Source organism: Mesorhizobium sp. P170090 (genome assembly GCF_057786115.1).
This window is the reverse complement of the sequence record NZ_JBYNWH010000001.1, coordinates 908058-931319: the sequence shown is the minus strand read 5'-3', so window position 1 is coordinate 931319 and position 23262 is coordinate 908058. Positions and strand designations below refer to the sequence as shown.

26 protein-coding genes are annotated in these 23262 nt (G+C 63.4%); 15 read left to right on the top strand and 11 right to left on the bottom strand.

What is annotated here, in order from left to right; genetic code table 11:
* Nucleotides 1-34 precede the first annotated feature (34 nt).
* Nucleotides 35-754 (top strand): pyrimidine 5'-nucleotidase, encoded by a 720-nt coding sequence (locus AC3EML_RS04670; RefSeq protein WP_023687469.1) that lies wholly within the window; start codon nt 35-37, stop codon nt 752-754.
* Between the two features lie 80 nt (nt 755-834).
* Here AC3EML_RS04670 and AC3EML_RS04665 read toward each other — a convergent pair whose 3' ends face one another.
* Nucleotides 835-1680, bottom strand: a complete 846-nt coding sequence (locus AC3EML_RS04665; protein WP_023681343.1) for an LOG family protein — start codon at nt 1678-1680, stop codon at nt 835-837.
* A 148-nt stretch (nt 1681-1828) separates the two neighbouring features.
* Here AC3EML_RS04665 and dapD point away from each other — a divergent pair, with 148 nt between their 5' ends.
* From dapD to AC3EML_RS04650, 3 genes are read left to right on the top strand one after another with little or no spacing between them, the layout of a single operon-like run.
* Nucleotides 1829-2683: a 2,3,4,5-tetrahydropyridine-2,6-dicarboxylate N-succinyltransferase gene (dapD, locus tag AC3EML_RS04660; RefSeq protein WP_023673222.1), complete on the top strand. Its 855-nt coding sequence runs from the start codon at nt 1829-1831 to the stop codon at nt 2681-2683.
* Nucleotides 2680-3084 carry a DUF805 domain-containing protein gene (locus AC3EML_RS04655; protein WP_081725464.1) on the top strand — a complete coding sequence of 135 codons (405 nt, stop codon included), beginning with the start codon at nt 2680-2682 and terminating at the stop codon, nt 3082-3084. Before dapD ends, AC3EML_RS04655 begins: the two co-directional genes overlap by 4 nt.
* Before the next feature lie 21 nt (nt 3085-3105).
* Nucleotides 3106-3876 (top strand): hypothetical protein, encoded by a 771-nt coding sequence (locus AC3EML_RS04650; protein ID WP_352520657.1) that lies wholly within the window; start codon nt 3106-3108, stop codon nt 3874-3876.
* 66 nt (nt 3877-3942) lie between these two features.
* Here AC3EML_RS04650 and AC3EML_RS04645 read toward each other — a convergent pair whose 3' ends face one another.
* Nucleotides 3943-4956: a 2-dehydropantoate 2-reductase gene (locus tag AC3EML_RS04645; RefSeq protein ID WP_352520658.1), complete on the bottom strand. Its 1014-nt coding sequence runs from the start codon at nt 4954-4956 to the stop codon at nt 3943-3945.
* A 115-nt stretch (nt 4957-5071) separates the two neighbouring features.
* Here AC3EML_RS04645 and dapE point away from each other — a divergent pair, with 115 nt between their 5' ends.
* Nucleotides 5072-6262: a succinyl-diaminopimelate desuccinylase gene (gene dapE / locus AC3EML_RS04640; protein ID WP_023673218.1), complete on the top strand. Its 1191-nt coding sequence runs from the start codon at nt 5072-5074 to the stop codon at nt 6260-6262.
* A gap of 2 nt (nt 6263-6264) precedes the next feature.
* Nucleotides 6265-6870, top strand: coding sequence for a transporter (locus AC3EML_RS04635; protein ID WP_352520659.1), 606 nt, complete (start codon nt 6265-6267; stop codon nt 6868-6870).
* Here the strand turns inward: AC3EML_RS04635 and truA are convergent.
* Genes truA through def form a run of 4 tightly spaced genes read right to left on the bottom strand, consistent with a single transcriptional unit; the run spans nt 6867 to nt 9617 of the window.
* Nucleotides 6867-7622, bottom strand: coding sequence for a tRNA pseudouridine(38-40) synthase TruA (truA, locus tag AC3EML_RS04630; RefSeq protein ID WP_023681338.1), 756 nt, complete (start codon nt 7620-7622; stop codon nt 6867-6869). The genes AC3EML_RS04635 and truA overlap by 4 nt on opposite strands.
* An 11-nt stretch (nt 7623-7633) precedes the next feature.
* A complete protein-coding gene (locus AC3EML_RS04625; RefSeq protein WP_023819252.1) occupies nt 7634-8140 on the bottom strand; it encodes a GNAT family N-acetyltransferase in 507 nt (168 codons plus the stop codon).
* Complete coding sequence (gene fmt, locus AC3EML_RS04620) at nt 8137-9081, bottom strand: methionyl-tRNA formyltransferase (protein ID WP_352520660.1); 945 nt, start codon at nt 9079-9081, stop codon at nt 8137-8139. The genes AC3EML_RS04625 and fmt overlap by 4 nt, the downstream gene beginning before the upstream one ends.
* 5 nt (nt 9082-9086) lie before the next feature.
* Complete coding sequence (gene def, locus AC3EML_RS04615; protein WP_023828841.1) at nt 9087-9617, bottom strand: peptide deformylase; 531 nt, start codon at nt 9615-9617, stop codon at nt 9087-9089.
* Nucleotides 9618-9720: 103 nt separating this feature from the next.
* On the opposite strand from def, the gene AC3EML_RS04610 reads away from it, so the two are divergent.
* Nucleotides 9721-10974 (top strand): DNA recombination protein RmuC, encoded by a 1254-nt coding sequence (locus tag AC3EML_RS04610; protein WP_023828842.1) that lies wholly within the window; start codon nt 9721-9723, stop codon nt 10972-10974.
* Between the two features lie 101 nt (nt 10975-11075).
* Here the strand turns inward: AC3EML_RS04610 and AC3EML_RS04605 are convergent, their stop codons facing one another.
* The 4 genes from AC3EML_RS04605 to AC3EML_RS04590 form a co-directional block, all read right to left on the bottom strand.
* Complete coding sequence (locus AC3EML_RS04605) at nt 11076-11882, bottom strand: class I SAM-dependent methyltransferase (protein WP_352520661.1); 807 nt, start codon at nt 11880-11882, stop codon at nt 11076-11078.
* 81 nt (nt 11883-11963) lie between these two features.
* Entirely contained in the window at nt 11964-12368 is a 405-nt protein-coding gene (locus tag AC3EML_RS04600) for a GFA family protein (protein WP_023692994.1), read from the bottom strand.
* Nucleotides 12365-13399, bottom strand: coding sequence for a cation diffusion facilitator family transporter (locus tag AC3EML_RS04595; RefSeq protein WP_023692993.1), 1035 nt, complete (start codon nt 13397-13399; stop codon nt 12365-12367). Before AC3EML_RS04595 ends, AC3EML_RS04600 begins: the two co-directional genes overlap by 4 nt.
* A 110-nt stretch (nt 13400-13509) precedes the next feature.
* Nucleotides 13510-14319, bottom strand: a complete 810-nt coding sequence (locus AC3EML_RS04590; protein ID WP_023687480.1) for a transglutaminase-like domain-containing protein — start codon at nt 14317-14319, stop codon at nt 13510-13512.
* 213 nt (nt 14320-14532) lie between these two features.
* On the opposite strand from AC3EML_RS04590, the gene AC3EML_RS04585 reads away from it, so the two are divergent.
* Both AC3EML_RS04585 and sugE read left to right on the top strand, forming a co-directional pair.
* Nucleotides 14533-14658, top strand: a complete 126-nt coding sequence (locus tag AC3EML_RS04585) for a hypothetical protein (protein WP_006200611.1) — start codon at nt 14533-14535, stop codon at nt 14656-14658.
* A 214-nt stretch (nt 14659-14872) separates the two neighbouring features.
* Nucleotides 14873-15187, top strand: coding sequence for a quaternary ammonium compound efflux SMR transporter SugE (sugE, locus tag AC3EML_RS04580; protein ID WP_352520662.1), 315 nt, complete (start codon nt 14873-14875; stop codon nt 15185-15187).
* 85 nt (nt 15188-15272) lie between these two features.
* On the opposite strand, the gene AC3EML_RS04575 is transcribed toward sugE, so the two are convergent.
* Nucleotides 15273-15701, bottom strand: coding sequence for a DUF6481 family protein (locus AC3EML_RS04575; RefSeq protein WP_023673205.1), 429 nt, complete (start codon nt 15699-15701; stop codon nt 15273-15275).
* A gap of 234 nt (nt 15702-15935) precedes the next feature.
* On the opposite strand from AC3EML_RS04575, the gene AC3EML_RS04570 reads away from it, so the two are divergent.
* The 6 genes from AC3EML_RS04570 (at nt 15936) to dnaJ (ending at nt 23222) form a co-directional block, all read left to right on the top strand.
* On the top strand, nt 15936-16997 hold the full coding sequence (locus tag AC3EML_RS04570; protein WP_023681325.1) for an LLM class flavin-dependent oxidoreductase: 1062 nt from the start codon (nt 15936-15938) through the stop codon (nt 16995-16997).
* Nucleotides 16998-17107: 110 nt separating this feature from the next.
* Nucleotides 17108-18277 carry an AI-2E family transporter gene (locus tag AC3EML_RS04565; protein WP_023673203.1) on the top strand — a complete coding sequence of 390 codons (1170 nt, stop codon included), beginning with the start codon at nt 17108-17110 and terminating at the stop codon, nt 18275-18277.
* 82 nt (nt 18278-18359) lie between these two features.
* A complete protein-coding gene (locus AC3EML_RS04560; protein WP_023673202.1) occupies nt 18360-18563 on the top strand; it encodes an arylamine N-acetyltransferase in 204 nt (67 codons plus the stop codon).
* Between the two features lie 22 nt (nt 18564-18585).
* Nucleotides 18586-19584, top strand: coding sequence for an LLM class flavin-dependent oxidoreductase (locus tag AC3EML_RS04555; protein WP_023673201.1), 999 nt, complete (start codon nt 18586-18588; stop codon nt 19582-19584).
* Nucleotides 19585-19955: 371 nt separating this feature from the next.
* A complete protein-coding gene (gene dnaK / locus AC3EML_RS04550) occupies nt 19956-21872 on the top strand; it encodes a molecular chaperone DnaK (protein WP_023673200.1) in 1917 nt (638 codons plus the stop codon).
* A gap of 219 nt (nt 21873-22091) precedes the next feature.
* Nucleotides 22092-23222 (top strand): molecular chaperone DnaJ, encoded by a 1131-nt coding sequence (gene dnaJ / locus AC3EML_RS04545; RefSeq protein WP_023681322.1) that lies wholly within the window; start codon nt 22092-22094, stop codon nt 23220-23222.
* The last annotated feature ends 40 nt before the right edge of the window (nt 23223-23262 follow it).

Below are 23262 nucleotides of genomic sequence, written 5' to 3'. Positions count from 1 at the left end.
TCGAACGGCAGATATTTCATGCCATAAGGACGCCATGACCACGCTGCCCGATCCCGCCCGCTTCGCCCATGTCACCGACTGGGTGTTCGACCTCGACAACACGCTTTATCCGCACCATTCGAATCTGTTTTCGCAGATCGACGTCAAGATGACGGCCTATGTCGGAGAACTGCTCACGCTGCCGCGCGAGGAAGCGCGCAAGCTGCAGAAGGAACTCTATCTCGAATATGGCACGACGCTGAACGGGCTGATGACGCGTCACGGCATCGACCCCGACGACTTTCTCGAAAAGGTGCATGATATCGACTATTCGTGGCTGGTGCCGGATCCGGTGCTGGGCACCGCTATCCGCCAGCTGCCCGGCCGCAAGTTCATCTTCACCAATGGCGACCGCAGGCACGCCGAGCGCACCGCGCGCCAGCTCGGCATACTCGACCATTTCGACGACATTTTCGATATCGTCGCCGCCGGGCTGACGCCGAAGCCGTCGCGGCAGACCTATGAGAAGTTTGCCGAACTGCACGCCGTCACCGGACACAATGCGGTGATGTTCGAGGATCTCGCCCGCAACCTCGAGGTGCCGAAATCACTGGGCATGACCACGGTGCTGGTGGTGCCGCGCAATTTCGAGCCGACCTTTGCTGAAATCTGGGAACGCGATCCGGCCAATGAGGACGACGTCGATTTCGTCACCGACGATCTGGCGACGTTTCTGACGGGGATAGTGGAGGGGGTAGAGGAATTGAGGAGCTGAAGAATTGAAGAACTGGTGAAAGGGAGAACGATCCGGACCTCCCTTTCCTCAATTCTTCAGTTCCTCAATTCCCGGTTCCCCTACTCCCCCAACTTGTAGAAGCGGCTGATGATCCCCCAGGCCTCGTCGGCGGTGTCGACAAAGTCGATGATATCCTGGTCGCCGGGCGTGATGGTGCCTTGTTCGGCCAGGAAATCGAGGTCGATCGCGCGCTGCCAGAACGCCTTGCCGAACAGGATCACCGGCACGCGCTCCATGCGGCCGGTCTGGATCAGCGTCAGCGTCTCGAAGAATTCGTCCATGGTACCGAAGCCGCCCGGAAACACCGCGACGGCCTTGGCGCGCATGACGAAATGCATCTTGCGGATGGCGAAATAGTGGAAGTTGAAGCACAGCTCCGGGGTCACATAGGCGTTCGGCGCCTGCTCGTGTGGCAGGACGATGTTGAGGCCGATCGACGGCGCGCCGACATCGTCGGCGCCGCGATTTCCCGCCTCCATGACGCCTGGACCGCCGCCGGTGACGACGACGAATTCGCGGTAGTAGGACGTGGCCGATTGCTGTGAGCAGAGGCGGGCGAATTTGCGCGCCTCCTCGTAATATTTGCTGTTTTCCTCGAGGTTTTTCTTCTGCGTCTCGTTCTTGGCGGCCCAGGCCTCGCCGCCGGGCTCGGGAATACGCGCGCCGCCGAACAGGATGACCGTCGAGCGGATGCCGCGCTCGGCCAGGATCATTTCGGGTTTCAAGAGCTCAAGCTGCAAGCGCACAGCGCGCAATTCCCGGCGCGTCATGAAGTCGGGATCGTTCCAGGCCAGCCGGTAGGTTTCGGCGCGCGTCTGCGGCGTGTCGGGAACGCTTTTCGAGCGCTCCAGATCCTCGTCCGAATGCGGCAGCGGCGTCCATCCCGCCTTTTCCATAGGAGTCATATGCTTTCTACCCGTCCCAACAGTTCACTTGCGCCGTCCCATGGCGCACGCGCGATTGACCCCCAATACGCCTTAACATAGGGTCCGCGCGACTTTCAAAACAAGGTTAAGGCCGACGGCCTTAACAGCGTGGTAACGGAGCGAATTCATGTCGAAGCCTGATCTGGCCAGCCTCGAAAAGACGATCGAGAAGGCCTTCGAGGAGCGCGACACGATTTCGACCGCGACCCGGGGCGAAACGCGCGACGCCATCCAGTCCTCACTCGACCTGCTCGACCGTGGCACCGTGCGCGTTGCCGAGCGCCAGGCCGATGGCAAATGGCATGTCAACCAATGGCTGAAGAAGGCGGTGCTGCTCTCGTTCCGGCTCTATCCGATGGAGATCATCAAGGGCGGCCCCGGCCAGGCGGTCTGGTGGGACAAGGTGGCGTCGAAGTTCGACGGCTGGAGCGCGGTCGATTTCGAGAAGGCAGGCTTCCGCGCCGTGCCGTCTTCGATCGTGCGCCGCTCGGCCTATGTCGCGCCGGGCGCGGTGCTGATGCCGTCCTTCGTCAATGTCGGCGCCTATGTCGATAGCGGCACCATGGTCGACACCTGGGCCTCGGTCGGCTCCTGCGCCCAGATCGGCAAGAATGTGCACCTCTCGGGCGGCGTAGGCATCGGCGGGGTGCTGGAGCCGATGCAGGCCGGCCCGACCATCATCGAGGACAATTGCTTCATCGGCGCGCGCTCCGAAGTGGTCGAGGGCTGCATCGTGCGCGAAGGCTCGGTGCTCGGAATGGGTGTGTTCATCGGCCAGTCGACCAAGATCGTCGACCGCGCCACCGGCGAAGTGTTTTATGGCGAGGTGCCGCCGAATTCGGTCGTCGTCGCCGGCTCGATGCCGGGCAAGGCCTTTCCGAACAACGAGCCGGGCCCTGGCCTCTACTGCGCCGTCATCGTCAAGCGCGTCGATGCCAAGACCCGGTCGAAAACCTCGATCAACGAACTGCTGCGTGATTGATCCTGTCCGAGCAACCAGAGCGCTCCAGATTGCCCAACACACCACCACTTCCCTGGCTTTTCTTCAGCCTCTCAGGGCGCGTCAGCCCAAGTGCCTACGTGCTCGCCGGGCTGCTGCTGGTGCTTGCACAGTTTTTCCCGCTCTACCAGTTGTCGAGACTGGAACCCGGCACCGCAACCAGCCAGAACTGGGCACTTGTGTTCTGGGTCGTTTTGCTCATCTCGACATGGTCGAGCTTTGCGGTAACCGCAAAGCGGTTTCATGATTTCGGCAAGCCGACTTATTACGCGTTGATCTCTCTTATCATCGGCCCCATTCTTCTCATCGTTCTAGCGTGTTTCCGCGGTGACCCCGGTCCGAACCGCTACGGCAAACGCAGCAACGCGCCGGCTGAACCATGAGCGCCGACCGGATATCTCGCCATGCGCTACCGCACGCTTGATCCGAAACTGATCATCGACACCGCCGAGCGGCTGGAAGAGCGCGTCGCCGAGCGTTTTCCCGATGCCGGCCTGCGCGGCGTCGCCGCCGAACTGGTGTCGCTGTCGCGCGACCTGGCCAAGGCGGCGCAGGCGCTGGAAGCGCCGATCTGGTGGCTGCGCGGCGCCATCGTCGCCGCTGTTGCCGCCGGCGCGCTGATCTTCCTGTTCGTCGGCACCATCCTGCCGCTCATCCATATCTCGCAGGCCGACGATGCGGTGCAGTCGGTGCAAGGCATCGAAGCCACGATCAACATGATGATCCTTGCCGTGCTCGGCCTGCTGGCGCTGATCCGCACCGAGGAGCGCATCAAGCGCAAGCGGGTGTTTCGCCAGCTGCATGGGTTGAGATCGCTGATCCATGTCATCGACATGCACCAGCTGACCAAGGATCCGGCAGCATTGTCCGCCAATTTCAGGCCGACCGCGCATTCGCCGGCTCGCATCACCAATGCCGCCGACCTGGCGCGCTACCTCGACTATTGCTCGGAAATGCTGTCGATCACCGGCAAGATCGCGGCGCTGTTTGCGCAGTCGGTCAATGACGATGTGGTCATCGACGGCGTCAACGACGTCGAGAACCTGGCGTCCAACCTGTCGCGCAAGATCTGGCAGAAGATCACGCTGATCGAGAACCACCCGGCGGCGCAGCCCGTGCCGGCGCCAGCCCCGGCGAGCAAAGCGCCGGCTCCGAGGCGCGCACCAAAGCTGTGACGCGGCGGGCCCACGCGCCTCTTTTCGGGCTATGCGGGCCAAGGCCCGAGGCTCGCGGCAAGTAGACTATCCAGTGACGGCTTCCGGCGTCAGCCCGGGTGAGCCGCGCTTTTCCCGCTCGGCCTGCCGCACCAGCACGGTGACCCGCTTCAGCAGAGGCGCCGGCGTGCCGGCCTTTTCGGCGAGGCTCAGGACGGCCCCCTGCAGGTCACCGATCTCGGTCGGCCGACCGCGCTGGAGGTCGTCCCACATGGACGAGCGCGCCTGCGGGTCGATGGCGAGCATGCGGCGGGCGACCAGCCGGAACAGCCAGTCCGGCAGCCGGAGCAGCTTCGGCAGCAGGCCGGGACGCAAGCCGCCGATCCGCGCCGGCGCGATATGTAACGCCTTCATCGCCGCCAAGGCCTCGTCGATCTGACCGGCCAGGATCCGCCGCCAGCGGCGGTCGGCAAGTTCGCTCGCCAGCGGCAGGCCGGACAAGGCGACAAGCGCGTTGTTGAGGTTGATCAGCAGCTTGCCCCACTGAACGGCTTTCATGTCGGGATGGGTTTCCACGCCAAGCCCTTCGACATCGAGAAGGCCGGCAAGGCCGGTCACGCCATCTTCGATCATGACCTTGCCGTTGCTGGCGCGATGCACGTGAAGCTGCAAATTGCCTATGGCCGACTGGACGACATTGAACGGCACCATGCCGGCGAGCACAGTCCGTCCACCGAGCCCGGCGCGTAACCGGTCGGCATTGCCGACGCCGTTCTGGAGGCTGACCACCACGACTTCGCCGCGCGCATGTCCGGCAACAAGCGACGCCATCTCCTCGGTAGCGCCGTTCTTGACCGTCACCAGCACCACGTCGGCACTGGCCAGGGCAGCGGCGGGATCAGTGGTGACGGACTCCGGCCGGATGGATCGGTCGCGATTATCGAGATCGGTGATGCGCAGGCCGCCGTCCAGCAAGACCGTCGCGATGCTTGGCCGCGCCAAAAACACCACCTTGCGTCCGGCCAGCGCCAGGCAGCCGCCGACATAGCAGCCTATGCTGCCGGCGCCGGCAATGACGATGGTCTTTTCGGCGTTGGCCATGCGATTATCTCGTGTTGGCCTGCACTATACGACAGGAAAACCATAATGTCGGCGGCAGGACCGGTCATCATCTCTGGCCGTGACAGGCCTTTCGCTTTCGACTATCGCTTTGCCCATGAAACTGCCGACCGATCCCGCCGCCAACCTCGCGACCCTCATACGCTGCGCCTCCGTAACGCCCGCCGAGGGCGGCGCGCTGGCTGCCCTGGAAGGCATGCTGAAGCCGCTCGGCTTTTCCGTCGAACGCCCGGTGTTTTCCGAAGACGGCACCCCCGACATCGAGAACCTCTACGCGCGTCGCTCCGGCAATGGGCCGCATCTGATGTTTGCCGGCCATACCGACGTGGTGCCGGCGGGCGACGAGGCGTCGTGGACGCATCCGCCCTTCGCCGCCGAGATCGCCAAGGGCGAGATGTATGGCCGCGGCGCCGTCGACATGAAGGGCGGCATCGCCTGTTTCATCGCCGCCGTGGCGCGCCATGTCGAGAAAAAGGGTGGTCCGAAAGGCTCGGTCTCGCTGCTGATTACCGGCGACGAGGAGGGGCCGGCGATCAACGGGACGACAAAACTGCTCGACTGGGCGGCGGCCAGGGGCGAGAGATGGGACGCCGCGATCGTTGGCGAGCCGACCAATCCGGACACGCTCGGCGACATGATCAAGATCGGCCGGCGTGGCTCGATGTCGGGCAGTGTCACGGTCAACGGCCGCCAGGGCCATGTCGCCTATCCATTGCTCGCCGACAATCCGGTGCGCGGCCTGATCAGCCTGGTCGACGCCTTGCTGTCGCCCGTCTTCGACAAGGGCACGAAGGATTTTCAGCCGACCAATCTGGAAGTGACCTCGATCGATGTCGGCAACCCGGCGACCAATGTTATTCCGGCCAAGGCGACAGCCACCTTCAACATCCGCTTCAACGACACATGGACTGCCGAGACGGTGCAGGCCGAGATCCATAACCGCCTCGACCAGGCGGCGAAGCGCAAGAAATACCGGACCGGCAAGACGCCGGTCGACTACGAGCTGATCTGGCGCGACCGGCCGAGCCATGTCTTCCTGACGCGCGACGACAAGCTGATCGAGACGCTGCGCGGGTCGATCAAGGCGACAGTCGGCAAGGAGCCGGCGCTGTCCACCTCGGGCGGAACCTCGGATGCGCGTTTCATCAAGGACTATTGCCCGGTGGTCGAGTTCGGCCTCGTCGGCAAGACCATGCACATGGTCGACGAGCGCGTCGCACTGGCCGACCTCGAGACGCTGACCCAAATCTACCAGCGCTTCATCGATGACTGGTTCGAGCAGGGCTGATCATGCTTTCGGTTGACGAGACCTCTTCATCGCTTAACGGCGCCTGGCGGCTGATGCTCGGAAAGGCCGACGGCTTGCGGCTGCTCGACCTTTCGGCGGACGGCTTCTGGAATTCCTTCTTCGCCATCGTCGTCGCCGCGCCGGCGATGATCGTCGGCTGGGTCGGCACGGCCAACGAGATCGGCGATCCCAATGCGTTCGCCGGCCGGCTGGGCATGTTGATTCGCCTGGCGACCGTCGACCTCGGCTCGTGGCTGCTGCCCCTGGTTGTGCTTGCCCTGGTCGCATCGCGCGCCGGCATCGGCGACCGCTTCGTCCACTATGTCGTCGCCAGCAACTGGGCGTCGGCGATCACTGCCTGGATGCTGCTGCCTTCAGCGCTGATCAGGCTTTTCCTGCCGTCTGGCAACCCGGTTGCCGAATTGGTGTGGCTGGTTCTGGTGGTGCTGTCGCTGGTACTCTCCTGGCGGATGACCAACGCCGCGATCGGCAAGGGCGCGGCTGTCGGCAGCGCCATGTTCGCAGGCATGTTGGTGGTGTCTCTGGCCGTCTTGTTCGGCCTGGTGGCGCTGCTCGGCATCACTGTGCCGACCGCCGCTCCGGCTTAGAACTTTTCCGGATAGTCTACACCGACGAGAAAAAGCCCGTCGGGCGGCGCCACCTGGCCGCAGGCGGCGCGGTCTTGCGCCGCGAGCGCTGCCTTGAGGTCGGCGGCGGTCCAGCCGCCGTCGCCGACGCGTTTCAGCGAACCGACCATGGAGCGCACCTGGTTGTGCAGGAAAGAGCGCGCCGAGGCCCTGACTTCGATCAGGTCGCCCTGGCGGCTTACATCGAGCCGCTCCAGCGTCCGCACCGGACTGTTGGCTTGGCATTGCGTCGAGCGGAAGGTGGTAAAGTCATGTCGGCCGAGCAGGACTTTCGCCGCTTCGTGCATGGCGTCCGCATCGAGCCGCTTCGGCACCCACCAGACCTTGCCCTTTTCCATCGCTGCAGGCGCGCGCCGGTTGAGGATGCGGTAGAGATAGTGCCGTCCGGTGGCCGAGAAACGGGCGTCGAACTCATTGGGGACAACCGTGGCCTGCAGGATGGCGATGCGCGCGCCTGCCGCCTGCAGGTGCGCGTTGACGGCGTCGCGCACCTTGTCGTTTGGCCATGCCTTGGCGAGGTCGACATGCGCCACCTGGGCGGTCGCATGCACGCCGGCGTCGGTGCGGCCGGCGGCGCGTATCCGCACCGCCTCACCGCAAAATTTCTCGATCGCCTGCTCTATCGCCTGCTGCACCGAAGGCTGATCCGCCTGGTGTTGCCAGCCGGCGAAGAGGCTGCCGTCATATTCGATATCGAGACGAAAACGCGGCATACACCCTTCGTTCAGGCGGCGAGTGCGGTAAAGGCCTGGGCGTAGACCAGTTTGCCTTTTTCGGGTGCGTCACCCCAGGCCAGCGCCTGCAGCGCTTCGCCCTGATATTCGCTCTCGAACTCTTCGGCCCGCGCATGATTGTAGCCGAAGCGGCCGTAATAGGCCGGATCGCCCAACACAACGGCGAGCGTCTCGCCGGCATCCCTGAGGCGGATATGCGCCTCGCGGATCAGCGCACCGCCAATGCCCGAGCCGTGGAACGAAGGTTCCACCGCCAACGGCGCCAGCGCCACGGCTGCGAACTGCTTGCCGCCGTTCTGGACGAACAGCCTGGAAAACAGGATGTGGCCGACCACCTGGCCGTCTTCTTCCGCCACCAGTTCGACAACGGCGTCGCCGCCGGTGACCAGAGCGTCGACCAGCCCGGCCTCCGCCTGCTGGCCGAATGCGTGTTCCTCGACCAGGCGTATGGCCTCGCGGTCCCGCGGCGTCGCGCCGCGTATCGACATCATGCTCATGAGAACTTCATTCCTTTTTCGATCTTGGCCCCGCGCAGAAACTCCTTCGCGGCAGCAGGCTTTCCGCCCGCCCGTTGAACTTCGACCAGCCTGACCGCGCCCGACCCGCAGGCGACCGTCAGCCGGTCATCGAGAATTCCTCCCGACTCGCCCATGCTTTCAGAAAGCGTACCTTCAGAAAGCGTCGAGCGAAGCAGTTTCAGCCGTTCCGTGCGGCCGCCGATGTCGGCCTCGCACCAGGCGCCGGGGAATGGCGACAGCCCGCGAATGTGATTGTGGACCTCCGCAGCCGGGCGCGTCCAGTCCACACGTGTCTCCGACTTATCGATTTTCCTGGCGTAGGTCACCCCGTCAGCCGCCTGCAAAGTCGATGCCAGGGTATTTGTCTCCAATCGGGACAGCGCTTCCACCATCAGCGTGGCAGCAATATTCATCAAGCGGTCGTGCAGATCGCCGGCCGTCATATCGGGCTCTATGGCGCATTTTTCAACCAGTGCCACCGGACCGGTGTCCAGGCCCTCTTCCATGCGCATCACCATCATGCCGGTCTCGACGTCGCCGGCCATAATGGCGCGCTGGATGGGAGCTGCACCACGCCAACGCGGCAAAAGCGAGGCGTGGCCGTTGAGGCAGCCGAGGCGCGGAGCCTCCAGAATAGCCTTCGGCAACAGCAAACCATACGCGACGACGACCGCGACATCGGCACGCAACGCCTGGAAAGCAGCTTGCTCGGCCTCGCCCTTCAGCGACAGCGGCGTGCGCACTTCGATGCCCAGCCGCTCAGCCTCGCGCTGCACCGGCGACGGTGTCAGTTCCAGCCCGCGGCGGCCCGCGGCGCGCGGCGGCTGGGTGTAGACGGCTGCTATCTCGTGCCCGGCAATCGCGCGCAGCACCGGCACCGAAAACTCCGGCGTGCCCATGAAGATGACGCGAAGCGGCATCTTCCCTATCCCACCAGCTTGCCCGGCGCCTTGTCCTTGGCGAGCTTCTTGAACTTCTTGACCACCATGTCGCGCTTCAGCTTCGAGATGTGGTCGATGAACAGCACACCGTTGAGATGGTCGATCTCGTGCTGCAGGCAGGTCGCCATCAGGCCTTCGGCCTCGATCTCCCGCAGCTTGCCGTCGCGGTCGAGATATTTCACGCGCACCGAGGCGGGACGCTCGACCTCGGCGTAATAGTCCGGGATCGACAGGCAGCCTTCCTCGTAGACCGAGCGGGCGTCGGCGCTTTCGAGGATTTCGGGATTGATGAACACATGCGGCGCCGTTGGCTCGTCTTCCTTGGCGAGGTCGATGACCAGCATGCGCAGCGGCTCGCCGATCTGGATTGCGGCCAAGCCGATGCCCGGCGCATCATACATCGTCGCCAGCATGTCGTCGGCCAGTTTGCGCAAAGGCGCGTCGACGCGTTCGACTGGTTTGGAAACCTGGCGCAGGATGGGATCGGGAAGGATGATGAGCGGCTTGATCGACATGGCGCCTCACCTAAAACGTCGCAGGAGAAGCGTCAACCGGTGCGAATCGGTCTCGTTCACGTTTTGATCTGTGCCAGGTCTGCGAATCGGCTATGCTGGCGGGATGAACGACCTGAGCACCATCCTTTCCGAACCCGTTGCCCGGCTTGGCGCCACGACGATCACGCTCGGCCATGCACTGACCCTCGGCGCGCTGGTGTTTCTCGGCCTGTTCCTGGCGCTTGTCGTGGCGCTGTGGCGATCGGCCAAGGCGCGCACCATCGCCGCGGCGGAAGCCGCCGACCACGCCCGCGACGCCGAGGCGCGGATGGCCGGCATTTTGCAAAGCCAGGCCGAGATGCAGGGCCGCATGGGCGCCATCGCCGACGTGTTCGGCGCAAGGCAGGCCGAACTCAACCAGTCGATCGGCCAGCGCCTCGACGCCATGACCGGCAGGCTCGGTCAAACCATGACCGAACAGACCAAATCGACGCATGAGAGCCTCGCCAAACTGCAGGAACGGCTGGCGGTCATCGACACCGCGCAAGGCAACATCCAGTCGCTGGCCGGCCAGGTCGTGCAATTGCAGGCGATCCTGTCCAACAAGCAGACGCGCGGCGCCTTCGGCCAGTCGCGCATGGAGGCGATCGTCGCCGACGGCCTTCCGATGGGCGCCTACGAGTTCCAGGCAACGCTGTCAAACGGCAGCCGTCCCGACTGCCTGGTCAGGATGCCGAACGGTGCGCCGCAGCTTGCCATCGACGCCAAGTTTCCGCTGGAAGCCTGGAACGCCATCCGCGCCGCCGATGGCGCCGAACAACAGAAGATCGCGGCCCAGGCTTTCCGCCGCGACATCGAAATTCACGTCCGCGATATCTCGGAAAAATACCTGATCCAGGGCGAGACGCAGGACACCGCCTTCATGTTCGTGCCGTCGGAATCGGTGTTCGCCGAAATCCACGAGAATTTCGACGCCGTGGTCCAGAAGGCGCACCGGGCGCGTGTCATCATCGTCTCACCGTCGCTTTTGATGCTGTCGATCCAGGTCATCCAGGCCATCCTCAAGGACGCCCGCATGCGCGAACAGGCGCATCTGATCCAGGGCGAGGTGATCCGGCTGATGGAAGACGTCGCGCGCGTCGACGAACGCGTGCGCCGGTTGCAGACGCATTTTGGCCAGTCGGCCAAGGATATCGACGAGATACTGGTGTCGACGTCGAAGGTGACCAAGCGCGGCCAAAAGATCGAAGCGCTGGAGTTTGGCGAAAGCGAAGCCGAAGTGCGCGGTGGCGGACCCGCCAAGGCCGAAGCCGGGGTGCGGGTGGCGGATTCCAAGACGGGGCAGCTCAGGCTACGTGTCGTCGAAGGCGACGATTAAAGCGCGTCGCGCTGAACGGATTCATACGACGCGCTTTAAAAGTCTTTGTTTTGATGCATGTCGTTGTCCCAGAACCGCGGCACACTTCTGGGCGCCATGCATTAGACCGTAGCCACGATCACGTGCGCCTGGATCTTGGCCGCAACCTCGCCGCTGCCGTGTCTGGCTGCAATCACGGACGCGGCGTGATCGGTTGCGGCTTCCAGTTTTCCTCTGGCCTCGATTTCGTTGCGAAGCGGAGTTCCCTGGCAATAGGCAACCGCCGGAAGGCGCGGCGAGGAGGCACGGCTTTGTTCGGCCCTCGTGTCGATCACCACACGGGAGAAACCTGCGGCTTCCAACTCGCCGCGGATCAATGCAATGTCATTGTAGCCGTGCGGCGTGCGGGCGAGAAAGCGGGGCGGATCGTTCGGAAAAATCTCCGCAAGAGCATTCGTCACATCATTGGCGAATACATTGTCTTCGATGCGATCCCACACGTTGAACAGGAAATGGCCGCCGGTCTTCAGGACCCGCTTTGCTTCGCGATAGCCGGCGGCTCGGTCGGGAAAGAACATCGCGCCGAACTGACAGCAAACGAGATCGAAAGCCGCATCTTCGAACGGCAGCGCCAGAGCATCCGCCTGACGCCAATGTATACGACTGTCGGGAGCTTGTCGCGAGGCCGCGTAGTCGAGCATAGGCTGGTTGAGGTCGGTCACGACATAGCTTACGCCGGGAGACAGTTTTGGAGCCAATGCGCGGGTGACAACGCCGGTGCCGGCGGCGACTTCCAGGACGGCGCCGGGCGACAAGGACGCTGCCCGTCGTGCCAAATCCGCGGCGAACGGCTCGAAGATCAGCGGCACCATGTAGCGGTCGTAGTTTTCCGGAATCGAGCCGGCAAACACTTTGTCCGTTTCCGACATTGCTATCCCCCGCCATCCGTTTGATGGCTAGCCTAGCACATTATTGGCTGGTTTGGGCCGCGTTTAACCGGGAGGCAGGTGCTACTGCGCCTCTACGATGCTTACGCCCTCGAAATCCGGAAGCCAGTGCAGGGCCGATCGGTGCCATTTCTGTTGGGTCGGAACGAGATCCTCGCGTTGCCGCGCGGTCCCCGCCCTGATCCCATAGACCTTCGGCCCGTCGCCAACCGACGTTGCGTAAAGATGCGAACCGCAGTCGCCGCAGAACGCCTGGGCACGCTTGGCGCCGCTCGATCCCGTCTTGATATAAACCTTCGGTGTGCCCTTTGTGATCCTATAATGATCCTCAGGCGCGGGAACAGTGACACGAAAGGCGGTACCGGTCAGTTGCTGGCAGTCGGTGCAATGACAGATAGAGGTCTTTTCCGGGTCGACGTCTGCTTCATAAGTTATGGCGCCGCAATGGCACCCACCATCGATTTTCATGGTTGATTCTCCGAAATCCGTCGGGTGATCTTAGCGGGACCAGGCGACGGGGCCAACGGTGGACTGCTGGTCCAGAACGAGTCCGACGCCGCCTCGACCTGCTTGCGCCGGTGCTCCCAGGTTCCGGTCGTCTGCGGCTTGACGAACAGTCTGGTGATCTCCGGTATTTCTTTTTTCAAGAGCGCCTCGATGCGCTCGACACAGGCTTCGATCTCAGGCGCCGTCAGATGGTCCTCGAATTCGATGCTCAGCCCAGCGACGATCTGTTGCGGGCCGAGATGGACGGTGAGAACGCCGTTGGCCCGCTGCACCGCCGGATCCTGCTGGGCGATGGCCAGCACCTTGGCCTGCACTTCCGGCGACGCCGGCTCACCGATGAGCAATCCCTTGCTTTCGCGCGCCAGAAAGATGGCGGTGGCGCCGAGGATCATCGCGATGCCGATCGAGGCGACGCCGTCGAGTTCGGGCATGTCGAGGAGTTCGGCCGCCAATATGCCGGCGAAGGCGACGAACAGACCGAGCAGGGCGGCGCTGTCCTCGAACAGGATCGTGTAGACGCTCGGATCCTTGCTCGATTGCACAGCCTGCAGCCAGCCTTGCTTGCCCTTCTGCTGGCGGAACTCCTTCAGCGCCACGTACCAGGAGCTGCCCTCGAACAGCATTGAGAGGCCCAGCACAATGTAGTTGATTTTGGGATTGGCGACCGGCTCAGGCGCCATGATGTGGACGACGCCTTCATAGAAGGACACGCCGGCGCCGAGCGCAAAGACGAGCAGGGCGACAATGAAGCTCCAGAAATAAAGCTCGCGGCCATGGCCGAGCGGATGCGTGCGGTCCGGCGGACGGGCGGCGCGGTGCATGCCGTAGAGCAGCAGCCCGCCATTGCCGGTATCCACCAGCGAGTGCACGCCTTCCGACAGCATCGCCGAGCTGCCGGTGAAGAAGGCGGCGACGAATTTGGTCACAGCAATAGCGAGATTACCGGCGAGCGCCGCGTAGATGACCGTCTTCGACCCGCCATGTGCTGCCATGCTGTCCCTCCAAGGAACCTGATGTAACGCCCCTGAGCTCCACAGGCATCACAACGCACGAATCGCCCGGTCGTTCAGGGTCTTGTAGGCCAGCTTGCGGAAACACGCCCCTATTCGATGATCTCGTCCGTCCACACCTTGAAACCAGCCAGCGTGCCCGGTCCGAAGATGTGGGTCAGCGGCACGTCGGCGGCGTCGCGACCCGACGCGATCAGGATGCGGCCGATGCGCGGCGAATTGTTGCGTGGATCGAAGACATGCCAGCGGCCGCCGAGATAGACCTCCATCCAGGCTGCGAAATCCATGCTCGCCCAAGGTTTGGGCAGGCCGATGTCGCTGATGTAGCCGGTGCAGTAGCGGGTCGGGATGTTGAGCGCACGGCAGAAGGTGACCGCAAGGTGGGCAAAGTCGCGGCAGACGCCGCTTTGCTCGCGATAGGCTTCGGCCGCGGTGCGCGTCGGTCGGGCATTGCCGTAGCTGAAGACGATGTGGTTGTGGACGAAATCACAGACCGCCTGGACGCGGGCAATACCGAGCGGAGTGTGCCCGAACAGCCGCCAGGCTTCGCTGGCCAGCAGATCGCTCTCGCAAAAGCGGCTGGGCAACAGGAACAGCAATGTGTCCGACGGCAGGTCGCGCACCTCATGCTGCCAGGCCATCAGGTCGCCCATCTCGAAGGTACCGGGGTCGCGGATTACCGAATCGGTGCCGAAGGTGAAGCGTCCGGGCGGGGCGACGAAACGGTTGCACCAATTGCCGAAACTGTCGCGGTAGCTCTGGATCGGCACCGGCGGGTTGGAGGTCAGGAAATCCGGGCGCTCGAGATCGGAGGCCCTGGAGTAGTGGACGTTGAGCATCGCGATGAGCGGCGTTTCCTGCGGAAAATCGAAACTCATCTCGCTGCCGATGCGGATTCGCATTGTCGTCCTGACCGCACTGCCTGATCATCGCCGGGCGAAGGCATGGCCGATGCTGCAGTGCGAAGGCAACCATGGCACGGACCGGAATGGTTTACGAGCAAATTAGAAACCGGTTGAAAGCGGCCCGACGGCGCCGGCGACAGACGCCCGCCCCCTTGCAGTCCGGCGTTTCTCTTGTTTCACTTGGCCTCCCAGCAACTGGAGGAACGAATCATGGCTAAAGGTGCGATGAAGGCGGGCAAGGAAGCTCGGAAGCCGAAAAAAGACGCCAAGAAGCCCGCAGCGGCTCCGGCACTCAAGGCGCCGCCCGTGAAGGCGATGAGGCTCAAGGAAAAGTAAGCCCGCCTTAGGTCGTCAATATCTTGGGACGGCTGAGATCCGGGCAAACCGTTTCGGCGCAGATTTTGACACCGGCGGCATGAACGATGCGGCCGGTGTTTTTGTTGATCGCACCGGCGCAGCCGCTTGTGTCGAAGCGGCGAGGACGACCTCGCGCCTTTCTCAAAAATCCGGCCGGGACGCCCCGCCATCCTCATGGAAGGAGTGCATCCCGATGTCGTGGATTTTTCTGTTCTTCGCTGGTCTGTTCGAAATCGGCTGGGCGATCGGCCTCAAATACACCGACGGCTTCTCGAAGCCGCTGCCGACGGTGCTCACCGTCGCCTCGATGATCATCAGCCTGGGGTTGCTCGGCCTAGCGCTCAAGATGCTGCCTGTCGGGACGGCCTATGCGGTGTGGACCGGCATCGGCACGGTCGGCACGGCGCTGCTTGGCATCTGGCTGCTGGGCGAGCCTGCGACGGCCATCCGGCTCGCCTGCATTGCGCTCATCGTCTGCGGCATTATGGGGCTGAAGCTCGCCGCCTGAGCAAAGCAACCAAGGAAATCGACGCACAAACACATTCAGGGCCGCTTGAAGGCGACCCTGATGTCCGATCGTTTCGATCGAAGCGTTAGCGGGCGGAGAAGCCCGGAGGCGTCCTGCCGGTACGCTGCTTGCGCGCCGCATAGCGTGCGTCGCGCTTGGCCTTGCGTTCGGCTTCGTCGGCCAGCAAACGGGCGATGCGCTCGTTTTCTTCGGCTTCCTTGATCTTCGCTTCAGCCTGCGCTGCCTCTTCGGCCGCAATACGCGCCGCTTCGGCTGCTGCCTCGCGCTCGGCCTTCTCGACCGCCTCGCGTGCCAGCTTTTCCTGCTTCAGCCTGGCCTTTTCGGCCTCGCGTATCTCGCGAGCCTCAAGAATCGCCTTGCGTTCGGCCTGTTTGGCCAGAACCGCAGGATCATCAGCCGCCGGCTTTGACTTGAAGCGCTCCAGAAGCGCCTTCTTTGCCTCGTTCGCGGCATTGCGCCGCTCGAAAATGTCTTTTTCCCTGTAGATAGCCAAGTCCACTTCCCTGAAGTCAATTCGCGACGCTTACATACGCGCGAAAACCGAGAGTTCAAGCGCCAAAACGGTATGCCAGCCATGAAAGTTTATGCTGTTGCAGCCGGGAGACGCGTTTCCCCTGAAACAAAGCCGGCCGAAACCGACATGCACTGTTCACCATCCGCCCCTCTGGCGGCCGGGGCGGCTCGCCGCTACCTCTAGCGGCAAATCAGAACATTTGGATGACATGCCATGGAACTCGGTCTCTACACTTTCGCCGACGTCAGCCCGGAGCCCGGCCCCGGCGCGATCGGCCCGCATCAGCGACTACGCAATCTGATCGAGGAGGTCGAGCTGGCCGACCAGGTCGGCCTCGACGTCTTTGGTCTGGGCGAACATCACCGCCCCGACTATGCCGCGTCCGCGCCGGTGGTGGCGCTGGCCGCTGCCGCCGAACGCACCAAGCGCATCAAGCTGACCAGCGCGGTCACCGTGCTGTCCTCCGATGATCCGGTGCGTGTCTTCCAGCAGTTCGCAACGCTCGACCTTTTGTCGGGCGGCCGGGCCGAGATCATGGCCGGGCGCGGCTCGTTCATCGAATCCTTCCCGCTGTTCGGCTACAATCTCGAGGACTATGACGAGCTGTTCGCCGAAAAGCTCGACCTGCTGCTGGCCATACGCGACAGCGTCAAGGTCACCTGGTCCGGCAATCTGCGCGCGCCCATCAACGACCGCGGCGTCTATCCGCGGCCGCTGCAGGACAAATTGCCGATCTGGATCGCAATAGGTGGAACGCCGCAGTCTGCGGCCCGCGCGGGGGTGCTCGGCCTGCCGCTGGCGCTGGCCGTCATCGGCGGCGAGCCGGCGCGGTTTGCACCGCTGTTCGACATTTATCGCGATGCCGCCAGGCGGGCCGGTACCGACCCCTCGGGCCTTGCCACCAGCATCAATGTGCACGGCTTCATCGCCGGGACCACTGAACAGGCGGCCGACGATTTCTACGGCCCGCAGGCCGAAGTGATGAACCGCATCGGCCGCGAGCGCGGCTGGGGCCCGACCTCGCGGGCGCATTTCGATCAGTCGCGTGGTCCGAACGGCGCGCTGTTCGTCGGTAATCCGGAGCAGGTGGCGGAAAAGATCGTCGCCCAGCACAAGATCTTCAACAATGACCGCTTCCTGCTGCAGATGGCGATCGGCGCCATGCCGCACGCCAAGATCATGAAGGCGATCGAACTTTACGGCACCAAGGTGGCGCCGATCGTGCGCAAGGAGACCGCCAAGCCCGGCGTCGCCGTCGCAGCGCCAGCCGCCTGAGCGACGGGCGGCCCGGATTGAGGGCCTTGCCGGCTAACGGAACCTTGGGCTTGCAGAGGCGTTTCCGTCAGGGGAATGCACCAATTGCGGTGCGCCGCTGAGGGAAAATCATGAAAGCCGAACCCGCCGCTTTGGGTGCTGGCCTTGCCGAAACCGAAGAGGCGAGAGTTGTGGCGCGTGCCGACACGCATCTGATGCGTTCGCTGCTCATCGGGATCTTCCTGTTCATGGCCATCTACGCGCTGTATTTCGCGCGTGCTTTCTTCATGCCGGTCATCCTCGCCTTCCTGCTGACGCTGACGCTGACACCAATCGTGCGCTTCCTGCGCAAGCGCGGCATTCCGGAAGTGGTTTCGGCGACAATGTTGGTCGTGCTGTCGATCTGCGTCTTCGGCGTTGCCGGCTATCTGCTCAGCGGCCCGGTCATCGACCTTCTCAACAACACCTCGTCGATCGGCCAACAACTTACCGAACGGCTGGCGCAATTACGGCGTCCGCTCGAGAGGATCATGCAGATCTCGCATCAGATCGAACAGATGACGGAGACCTCGCAGGAGCCGGGCATCCAGAAGGTGGCGATGGCACAGTCCGGCGTCCTGTCGGCCGCCGCCAGCAACGTCCTGTCGGCGGGGACAAGCCTGACCATCATCTTCGTGCTGTCGCTGTTCCTGCTGGCGTCAGGCACGATGTTCTATGAGAAGATCATCCAGTCCTTCGCCAGCCTCAGTGAGAAGAAGCGGGCCTTGCGCGTCGTCTATGACGTCGAGCGCGAAATCTCGCATTATCTGCTCACCGTCACCGTCATCAATGCCGGTCTCGGCGCGGTTATCGGCCTTGGCCTGTGGGCGCTCGGCATGCCCAACCCGCTCGTCTGGGGAACGATGGCGGCGCTGCTCAACTTCCTGCCCTATGTCGGCGCGCTGATCACCATCGTGCTGGTCAGCGTCATTGCGATGATCAGCTTCGACTCGATCACCTACGCCCTTTTGGCGCCGGGCTTCGTGCTTTTGTGCGACATCGTCGAAGGCCAGTTCGTTACGCCGATGGTTGTCGGCCGACGCCTCGAGATCAACGCCGTGGCGATCTTCATCGCCATCGCCTTCTGGTCCTGGCTTTGGGGCTTTGTCGGCGCGCTGATGGCGGTGCCGCTGTTGGTCGTCGTCAAAGTGTTCTGCGATCATTTCGATGGCCTCAGCCATGTCGGCAATTTTCTCGCCGCACAGCAGACGGCCGTGGTGGAGGAAGAAGCGGCCGAAGAGAACGGAAAGGCAGCGGCATAAGCTTGCCGCGCCTGCCCGTCATCGCGCATTTGTTGTCTTCAGGCGGAGTGCCTATATCGAGCCGGTCAAGCCGGACCCTGCGATGAAAGATGCCTCCTTCGACCTCGATTCCTATTTCGACCGCATCGGCTATCGCGGCCCGATCGATGCTCCGCTCGGCACGCTGAGCGCGCCGCATCGCCAGCGTCCGCAGGCGATCCCGTTCGAGAATATGGACCCGTTGCTTGGCACCAGCTCGACATCGTCATTCCCGACCGCGCCTTCGAAACCAGGGTCAGGCAGTTGAACATCGTAAAGGCTTGAGGCCCATGACCGCACTTTCCGTTCTCGACCTGTCGCCGATCGTCGAAGGCAGCGACGCCTCGCAATCGCTGGCAAATTCGCTCGACCTGGCCCGCCATGCCGAGCGGCTCGGCTACAGGCGCTACTGGCTGGCCGAGCACCACAACATGCCGGGCATCGCCAGCGCGGCGACCGCCGTCGTCATCGCCCATGTCGCCGGCGGCACCAAGACCATCCGCGTCGGCGCCGGTGGCATCATGCTGCCCAACCATGCGCCGCTGGTGATTGCCGAGCAGTTCGGCACGCTGGCGGCACTGCACCCCGGCCGCATCGACCTCGGCCTCGGCCGCGCGCCCGGCACCGATATGGGAACAGCGCGCGCGCTGCGCCGCAATCTCGAGGCGTCAGACAATTTCCCCCAGGATGTCGTCGAGCTGATGGGCTATTTCCAGCCGGCCGCGGAAGGCCAGCGTATCCACGCCGTGCCCGGCGAAGGCCAGAAGGTGCCGGTCTGGATCCTCGGTTCCAGCCTCTATGGCGCGCAGCTCGCCGCCATGCTCGGCCTGCCCTATGCCTTCGCCTCGCATTTCGCGCCGGCCGAACTGGACCATGCGCTGGAGATCTACCGTTCGCGCTTCCAGCCTTCGGAACAGCTGGACAAGCCCTATGTCATGCTCGGCCTCAACGTTTTCGCCGCACCGACCGATGGAGAGGCAAAACTGCTGTTCACCTCGCTCCAGCAGGCCTTCGTCAATCTGCGCACCGGGCGGGCCGGCCGCCTGCCGCCGCCGGTCGAGGGCTATGACCAGACGCTCGAGCCGATGGCAAAAACCATGATTTCGCAGGCGCTGTCCTGCGCCGTCGTCGGCTCTCCCGAAACCGTCCGGCAAGGCATAGACGCGTTCGTGCGCCGCACCGGCGCAGACGAGCTGATGGTGACCGCGCAGATCTTCGACCATGCGGCACGCGTGCGCTCGTTCGAAATCCTGGCCGAGGCGCATAAATCGCTGTCGCAGGCCGCGTGACGCTTTTGCCTGTGTCTGCTGTGGGCAGGCGCCTTCCTCAGCCAGGAGCCGCCTCTCTCACGCATAGGTGACGTTTTCTTGTGGTTTCGAAGCCCTGACTGGGCGCTTCGCCGGGGGATCGCGCAGATCCTGGGGTTTTGAGCGCGGTTGGAGCACATCCGGGCCGCTGGGCGGCTGTTCAAAGGCGCCAAGTGCGGCGCGGTGGATGCCATGCGCAGAATGCTTGCGCCCGATGCCGCCTGTTCTTATATACGCGCCAAGCCGCCCAGTGCCGGAATGCCGGTTGCCGGAGCGGAATTTCTTGTGAACAGGGGCTTTCGTCGGAACGCCTTAAGGGTCCTGAGAGCCTGCTTAGCGGAGAGACTAGAAAAATGGCAAAAGTAATCGGTATCGATCTCGGCACCACCAACTCCTGCATCGCCATCATGGATGGCAAGGAGCCCAAGGTCATTGAAAATGCGGAAGGCGCGCGCACGACGCCTTCCATCGTCGCCATCTCGGGCGACGGCGAACGTCTCGTCGGCCAGCCGGCCAAGCGCCAGGCGGTCACCAATCCTGAAAACACCATCTTCGCGGTCAAGCGCCTGATCGGCCGCCGCTATGACGACCCGGTGACGGAGAAGGACAAGAAGCTTGTCCCCTACAAGATCGTCAAGGGCGACAATGGCGATGCCTGGGTCGAGGCCGGCGGCAAGAAGCAGTCGCCCAGCCAGATCTCGGCCATGATCCTGCAGAAGATGAAGGAAACGGCGGAGGCCTATCTCGGCGAGAAGGTCGAGAAGGCGGTCATCACCGTTCCGGCCTATTTCAATGACGCCCAGCGCCAGGCCACCAAGGACGCCGGCAAGATCGCCGGCCTTGAGGTGCTGCGCATCATCAACGAGCCGACGGCTGCAGCACTTGCCTACGGCCTCGACAAGAAGGATGGCAAGACCATTGCCGTCTATGACCTTGGCGGCGGCACGTTCGACATTTCGGTGCTCGAAATCGGCGACGGCGTGTTCGAAGTGAAGTCGACCAATGGCGACACCTTCCTCGGCGGCGAGGATTTCGACATGCGTCTCGTCGAATACCTGGCGGCCGAGTTCAAGAAGGAACAGGGCATCGACCTGAAGAACGACAAGCTTGCGCTGCAGCGCCTCAAGGAGGCGGCTGAAAAGGCCAAGATCGAGCTGTCGTCGACGACGCAGACGGAAATCAACCTGCCCTTCATCACCGCCGACGCGACCGGCCCCAAGCACCTGACGCTGAAGCTGACCCGTGCCAAGTTCGAGCAGCTGGTCGACGATCTCGTCCAGCGCACCATCGAGCCCTGCAAGGCGGCGCTCAAGGATGCCGGGCTGAAGGCTGGCGAGATCGACGAAGTGGTCCTGGTCGGCGGCATGACCCGCATGCCCAAGATCCAGGAGATCGTGAAGCAGTTCTTCGGCAAGGAGCCGCACAAGGGCGTCAACCCGGATGAAGTCGTCGCTTTGGGCGCCGCCATCCAGGCCGGCGTGCTGCAGGGCGACGTGAAGGACGTGCTGCTGCTCGACGTGACGCCGCTGTCGCTCGGCATCGAGACGCTGGGTGGCGTGTTCACCCGCCTGATCGAACGCAACACGACCATCCCGACCAAGAAGAGCCAGGTGTTCTCGACCGCTGAAGACAGTCAGTCGGCCGTGACCATCCGCGTCTTCCAGGGCGAGCGTGAAATGGCTGCCGACAACAAGGCGCTCGGCCAGTTCGACCTGGTCGGCATTCCGCCGGCGCCGCGCGGCGTGCCGCAGATCGAGGTCACTTTCGACATCGACGCCAACGGCATCGTCAACGTTTCGGCCAAGGACAAGGGCACCGGCAAGGAGCACCAGATCCGCATCCAGGCCTCTGGTGGCCTTTCGGACGCCGACATCGAGAAGATGGTCAAGGACGCCGAAGCCAATGCCGAGACCGACAAGCAGCGGCGTGCTTTGGTCGAGGCCCGCAACCAGGCCGAGGCGCTGGTGCACTCCTCCGAGAAGTCGCTGAAGGAATATGGCGACAAGGTTTCGGAAACCGAGCGCACGGCGATATCGGAGGCTATCACGGCGCTGAAGGCTGCTGCCGAAGGCGACGATGCCGCCGACATCGAGGCCAAGTCGCAGACGCTTGCCGAAGCATCCATGAAGCTCGGCCAGGCCATGTACGAAGCTTCGCAGAAGGAAGCGGCGGAAGCCGACGCCAAGGCGGACGCGGCCAAGGATAGCGACGTGGTCGACGCCGATTTCGAGGAAATCGACGAAAACGACGAGAAGAAGAAGTCGGCCTGACCGGTTGACGGCAAATAAAGCGGAAAGCCCGGCGCAAAGCCGGGCTTTTTTGCAACCCTCGCTGAAAAAGTGCGGGCCTTGCCGAAAAAGTCACTGAAAAACACAGGCACAAGCGCGCCGGCCCTAGCATCCGGGCATCACCGCTCCTAAATCGAGACAACGTGCCGGCAAACGACGCAACATGCATCAAGACGTTGAGCATCCGGACTGCGGGAAAAGATGAAAGCTGATTTCTACGAGACGCTGGGCGTGCAAAAGGGCGCCGACGAGAAGGAGCTCAAGAGCGCTTTCCGCAAGCTGGCCATGCAGTTCCATCCCGACCGCAATCCCGGCGATCACTCCTGCGAGCACAAGTTCAAGGAAATCAACGAAGCCTACGAAACGCTGAAGGACCCGCAGAAGCGCGCGGCCTATGACCGTTTCGGTCACGCCGCCTTCGAGCAGGGCGGCATGAATGGCGGCGCGCAAGGTTTTGGCGCCGGCGGCTTCGCCGACATTTTCGAGGATATTTTCGGCGACATGATGGGCGGGCGCCAGCGCCGCTCGTCGGGCGGCCGCGAGCGTGGCGCCGATTTGCGCTACAATATGGAAATCACGCTGGAAGAAGCGTTTGCCGGCAAGACCGCGCAAATCCGCGTGCCGGCCTCGATCTCATGCACGGAATGCTCCGGGACCGGCGCCAAGCCCGGCACCCAGCCGGTGACCTGCTCGATGTGCCATGGCCACGGCAAGGTACGAGCGACACAAGGCTTCTTCTCGATCGAGCGTACCTGCCCGCAATGCCAAGGCCGCGGCCAGACGATCAAGGACCCGTGCCCGAAATGCGCCGGCCAGGGCCGCGTCACCGAGGAACGCTCGCTGTCGGTCAATATCCCGGCCGGCATCGAGGACGGCACCCGCATCCGGCTTGCCAATGAGGGCGAGGCGGGCCTGCGCGGCGGCCCATCGGGCGACCTCTATATTTTCCTGGCGGTGAAGCCGCATGAATTCTTCCAGCGCGACGGCGCCGATCTCTACTGCAAGGTGCCGATATCGATGACGACGGCCGCCCTTGGCGGCTCGTTCGAGGTGACGACGCTGGACGGCAGCCAGACCAAGGTGAAAGTGACCGAAGGCACGCAGAACGGCCGCCAGTTCCGCCTCAAGGGCAAGGGCATGCCGGTGCTGCGCCAGCCCAATGTCGGCGACCTCTACATCCAGACCGCGGTCGAAACGCCGCAAAACCTGTCGCGCCGCCAGCGCGAGTTGCTGGAAGAGTTCGAGCAGCTGTCGTCGAAGGACAATTCGCCCCAGTCGAGCGGCTTTTTCGCCCGCATGAAGGACTTTTTCGAATCCTTCGGCGAGCACTGAACCCAAACCAAGGCCGCCACGCTTCCCGAACGTCATCAAC

Bases quoted from the DNA above. Each gene is read 5' to 3' on its own strand.
- AC3EML_RS04670 (WP_023687469.1), top strand. From the start codon at position 35: ATGACCACGCTGCCCGATCCCGCCCGCTTCGCCCATGTCACCGACTGG.
- AC3EML_RS04665 (WP_023681343.1), bottom strand. From the start codon at position 1,680: ATGACTCCTATGGAAAAGGCGGGATGGACGCCGCTGCCGCATTCGGAC.
- dapD (WP_023673222.1), top strand. From the start codon at position 1,829: ATGTCGAAGCCTGATCTGGCCAGCCTCGAAAAGACGATCGAGAAGGCC.
- AC3EML_RS04650 (WP_352520657.1), top strand. From the start codon at position 3,106: ATGCGCTACCGCACGCTTGATCCGAAACTGATCATCGACACCGCCGAG.
- AC3EML_RS04645 (WP_352520658.1), bottom strand. From the start codon at position 4,956: ATGGCCAACGCCGAAAAGACCATCGTCATTGCCGGCGCCGGCAGCATA.
- dapE (WP_023673218.1), top strand. From the start codon at position 5,072: ATGAAACTGCCGACCGATCCCGCCGCCAACCTCGCGACCCTCATACGC.
- AC3EML_RS04635 (WP_352520659.1), top strand. From the start codon at position 6,265: ATGCTTTCGGTTGACGAGACCTCTTCATCGCTTAACGGCGCCTGGCGG.
- truA (WP_023681338.1), bottom strand. From the start codon at position 7,622: ATGCCGCGTTTTCGTCTCGATATCGAATATGACGGCAGCCTCTTCGCC.
- AC3EML_RS04625 (WP_023819252.1), bottom strand. From the start codon at position 8,140: ATGAGCATGATGTCGATACGCGGCGCGACGCCGCGGGACCGCGAGGCC.
- fmt (WP_352520660.1), bottom strand. From the start codon at position 9,081: ATGCCGCTTCGCGTCATCTTCATGGGCACGCCGGAGTTTTCGGTGCCG.
- def (WP_023828841.1), bottom strand. From the start codon at position 9,617: ATGTCGATCAAGCCGCTCATCATCCTTCCCGATCCCATCCTGCGCCAG.
- AC3EML_RS04610 (WP_023828842.1), top strand. From the start codon at position 9,721: ATGAACGACCTGAGCACCATCCTTTCCGAACCCGTTGCCCGGCTTGGC.
- AC3EML_RS04605 (WP_352520661.1), bottom strand. From the start codon at position 11,882: ATGTCGGAAACGGACAAAGTGTTTGCCGGCTCGATTCCGGAAAACTAC.
- AC3EML_RS04600 (WP_023692994.1), bottom strand. From the start codon at position 12,368: ATGAAAATCGATGGTGGGTGCCATTGCGGCGCCATAACTTATGAAGCA.
- AC3EML_RS04595 (WP_023692993.1), bottom strand. From the start codon at position 13,399: ATGGCAGCACATGGCGGGTCGAAGACGGTCATCTACGCGGCGCTCGCC.
- AC3EML_RS04590 (WP_023687480.1), bottom strand. From the start codon at position 14,319: ATGCGAATCCGCATCGGCAGCGAGATGAGTTTCGATTTTCCGCAGGAA.
- AC3EML_RS04585 (WP_006200611.1), top strand. From the start codon at position 14,533: ATGGCTAAAGGTGCGATGAAGGCGGGCAAGGAAGCTCGGAAGCCGAAA.
- sugE (WP_352520662.1), top strand. From the start codon at position 14,873: ATGTCGTGGATTTTTCTGTTCTTCGCTGGTCTGTTCGAAATCGGCTGG.
- AC3EML_RS04570 (WP_023681325.1), top strand. From the start codon at position 15,936: ATGGAACTCGGTCTCTACACTTTCGCCGACGTCAGCCCGGAGCCCGGC.
- AC3EML_RS04565 (WP_023673203.1), top strand. From the start codon at position 17,108: ATGAAAGCCGAACCCGCCGCTTTGGGTGCTGGCCTTGCCGAAACCGAA.
- AC3EML_RS04560 (WP_023673202.1), top strand. From the start codon at position 18,360: ATGAAAGATGCCTCCTTCGACCTCGATTCCTATTTCGACCGCATCGGC.
- AC3EML_RS04555 (WP_023673201.1), top strand. From the start codon at position 18,586: ATGACCGCACTTTCCGTTCTCGACCTGTCGCCGATCGTCGAAGGCAGC.
- dnaK (WP_023673200.1), top strand. From the start codon at position 19,956: ATGGCAAAAGTAATCGGTATCGATCTCGGCACCACCAACTCCTGCATC.
- dnaJ (WP_023681322.1), top strand. From the start codon at position 22,092: ATGAAAGCTGATTTCTACGAGACGCTGGGCGTGCAAAAGGGCGCCGAC.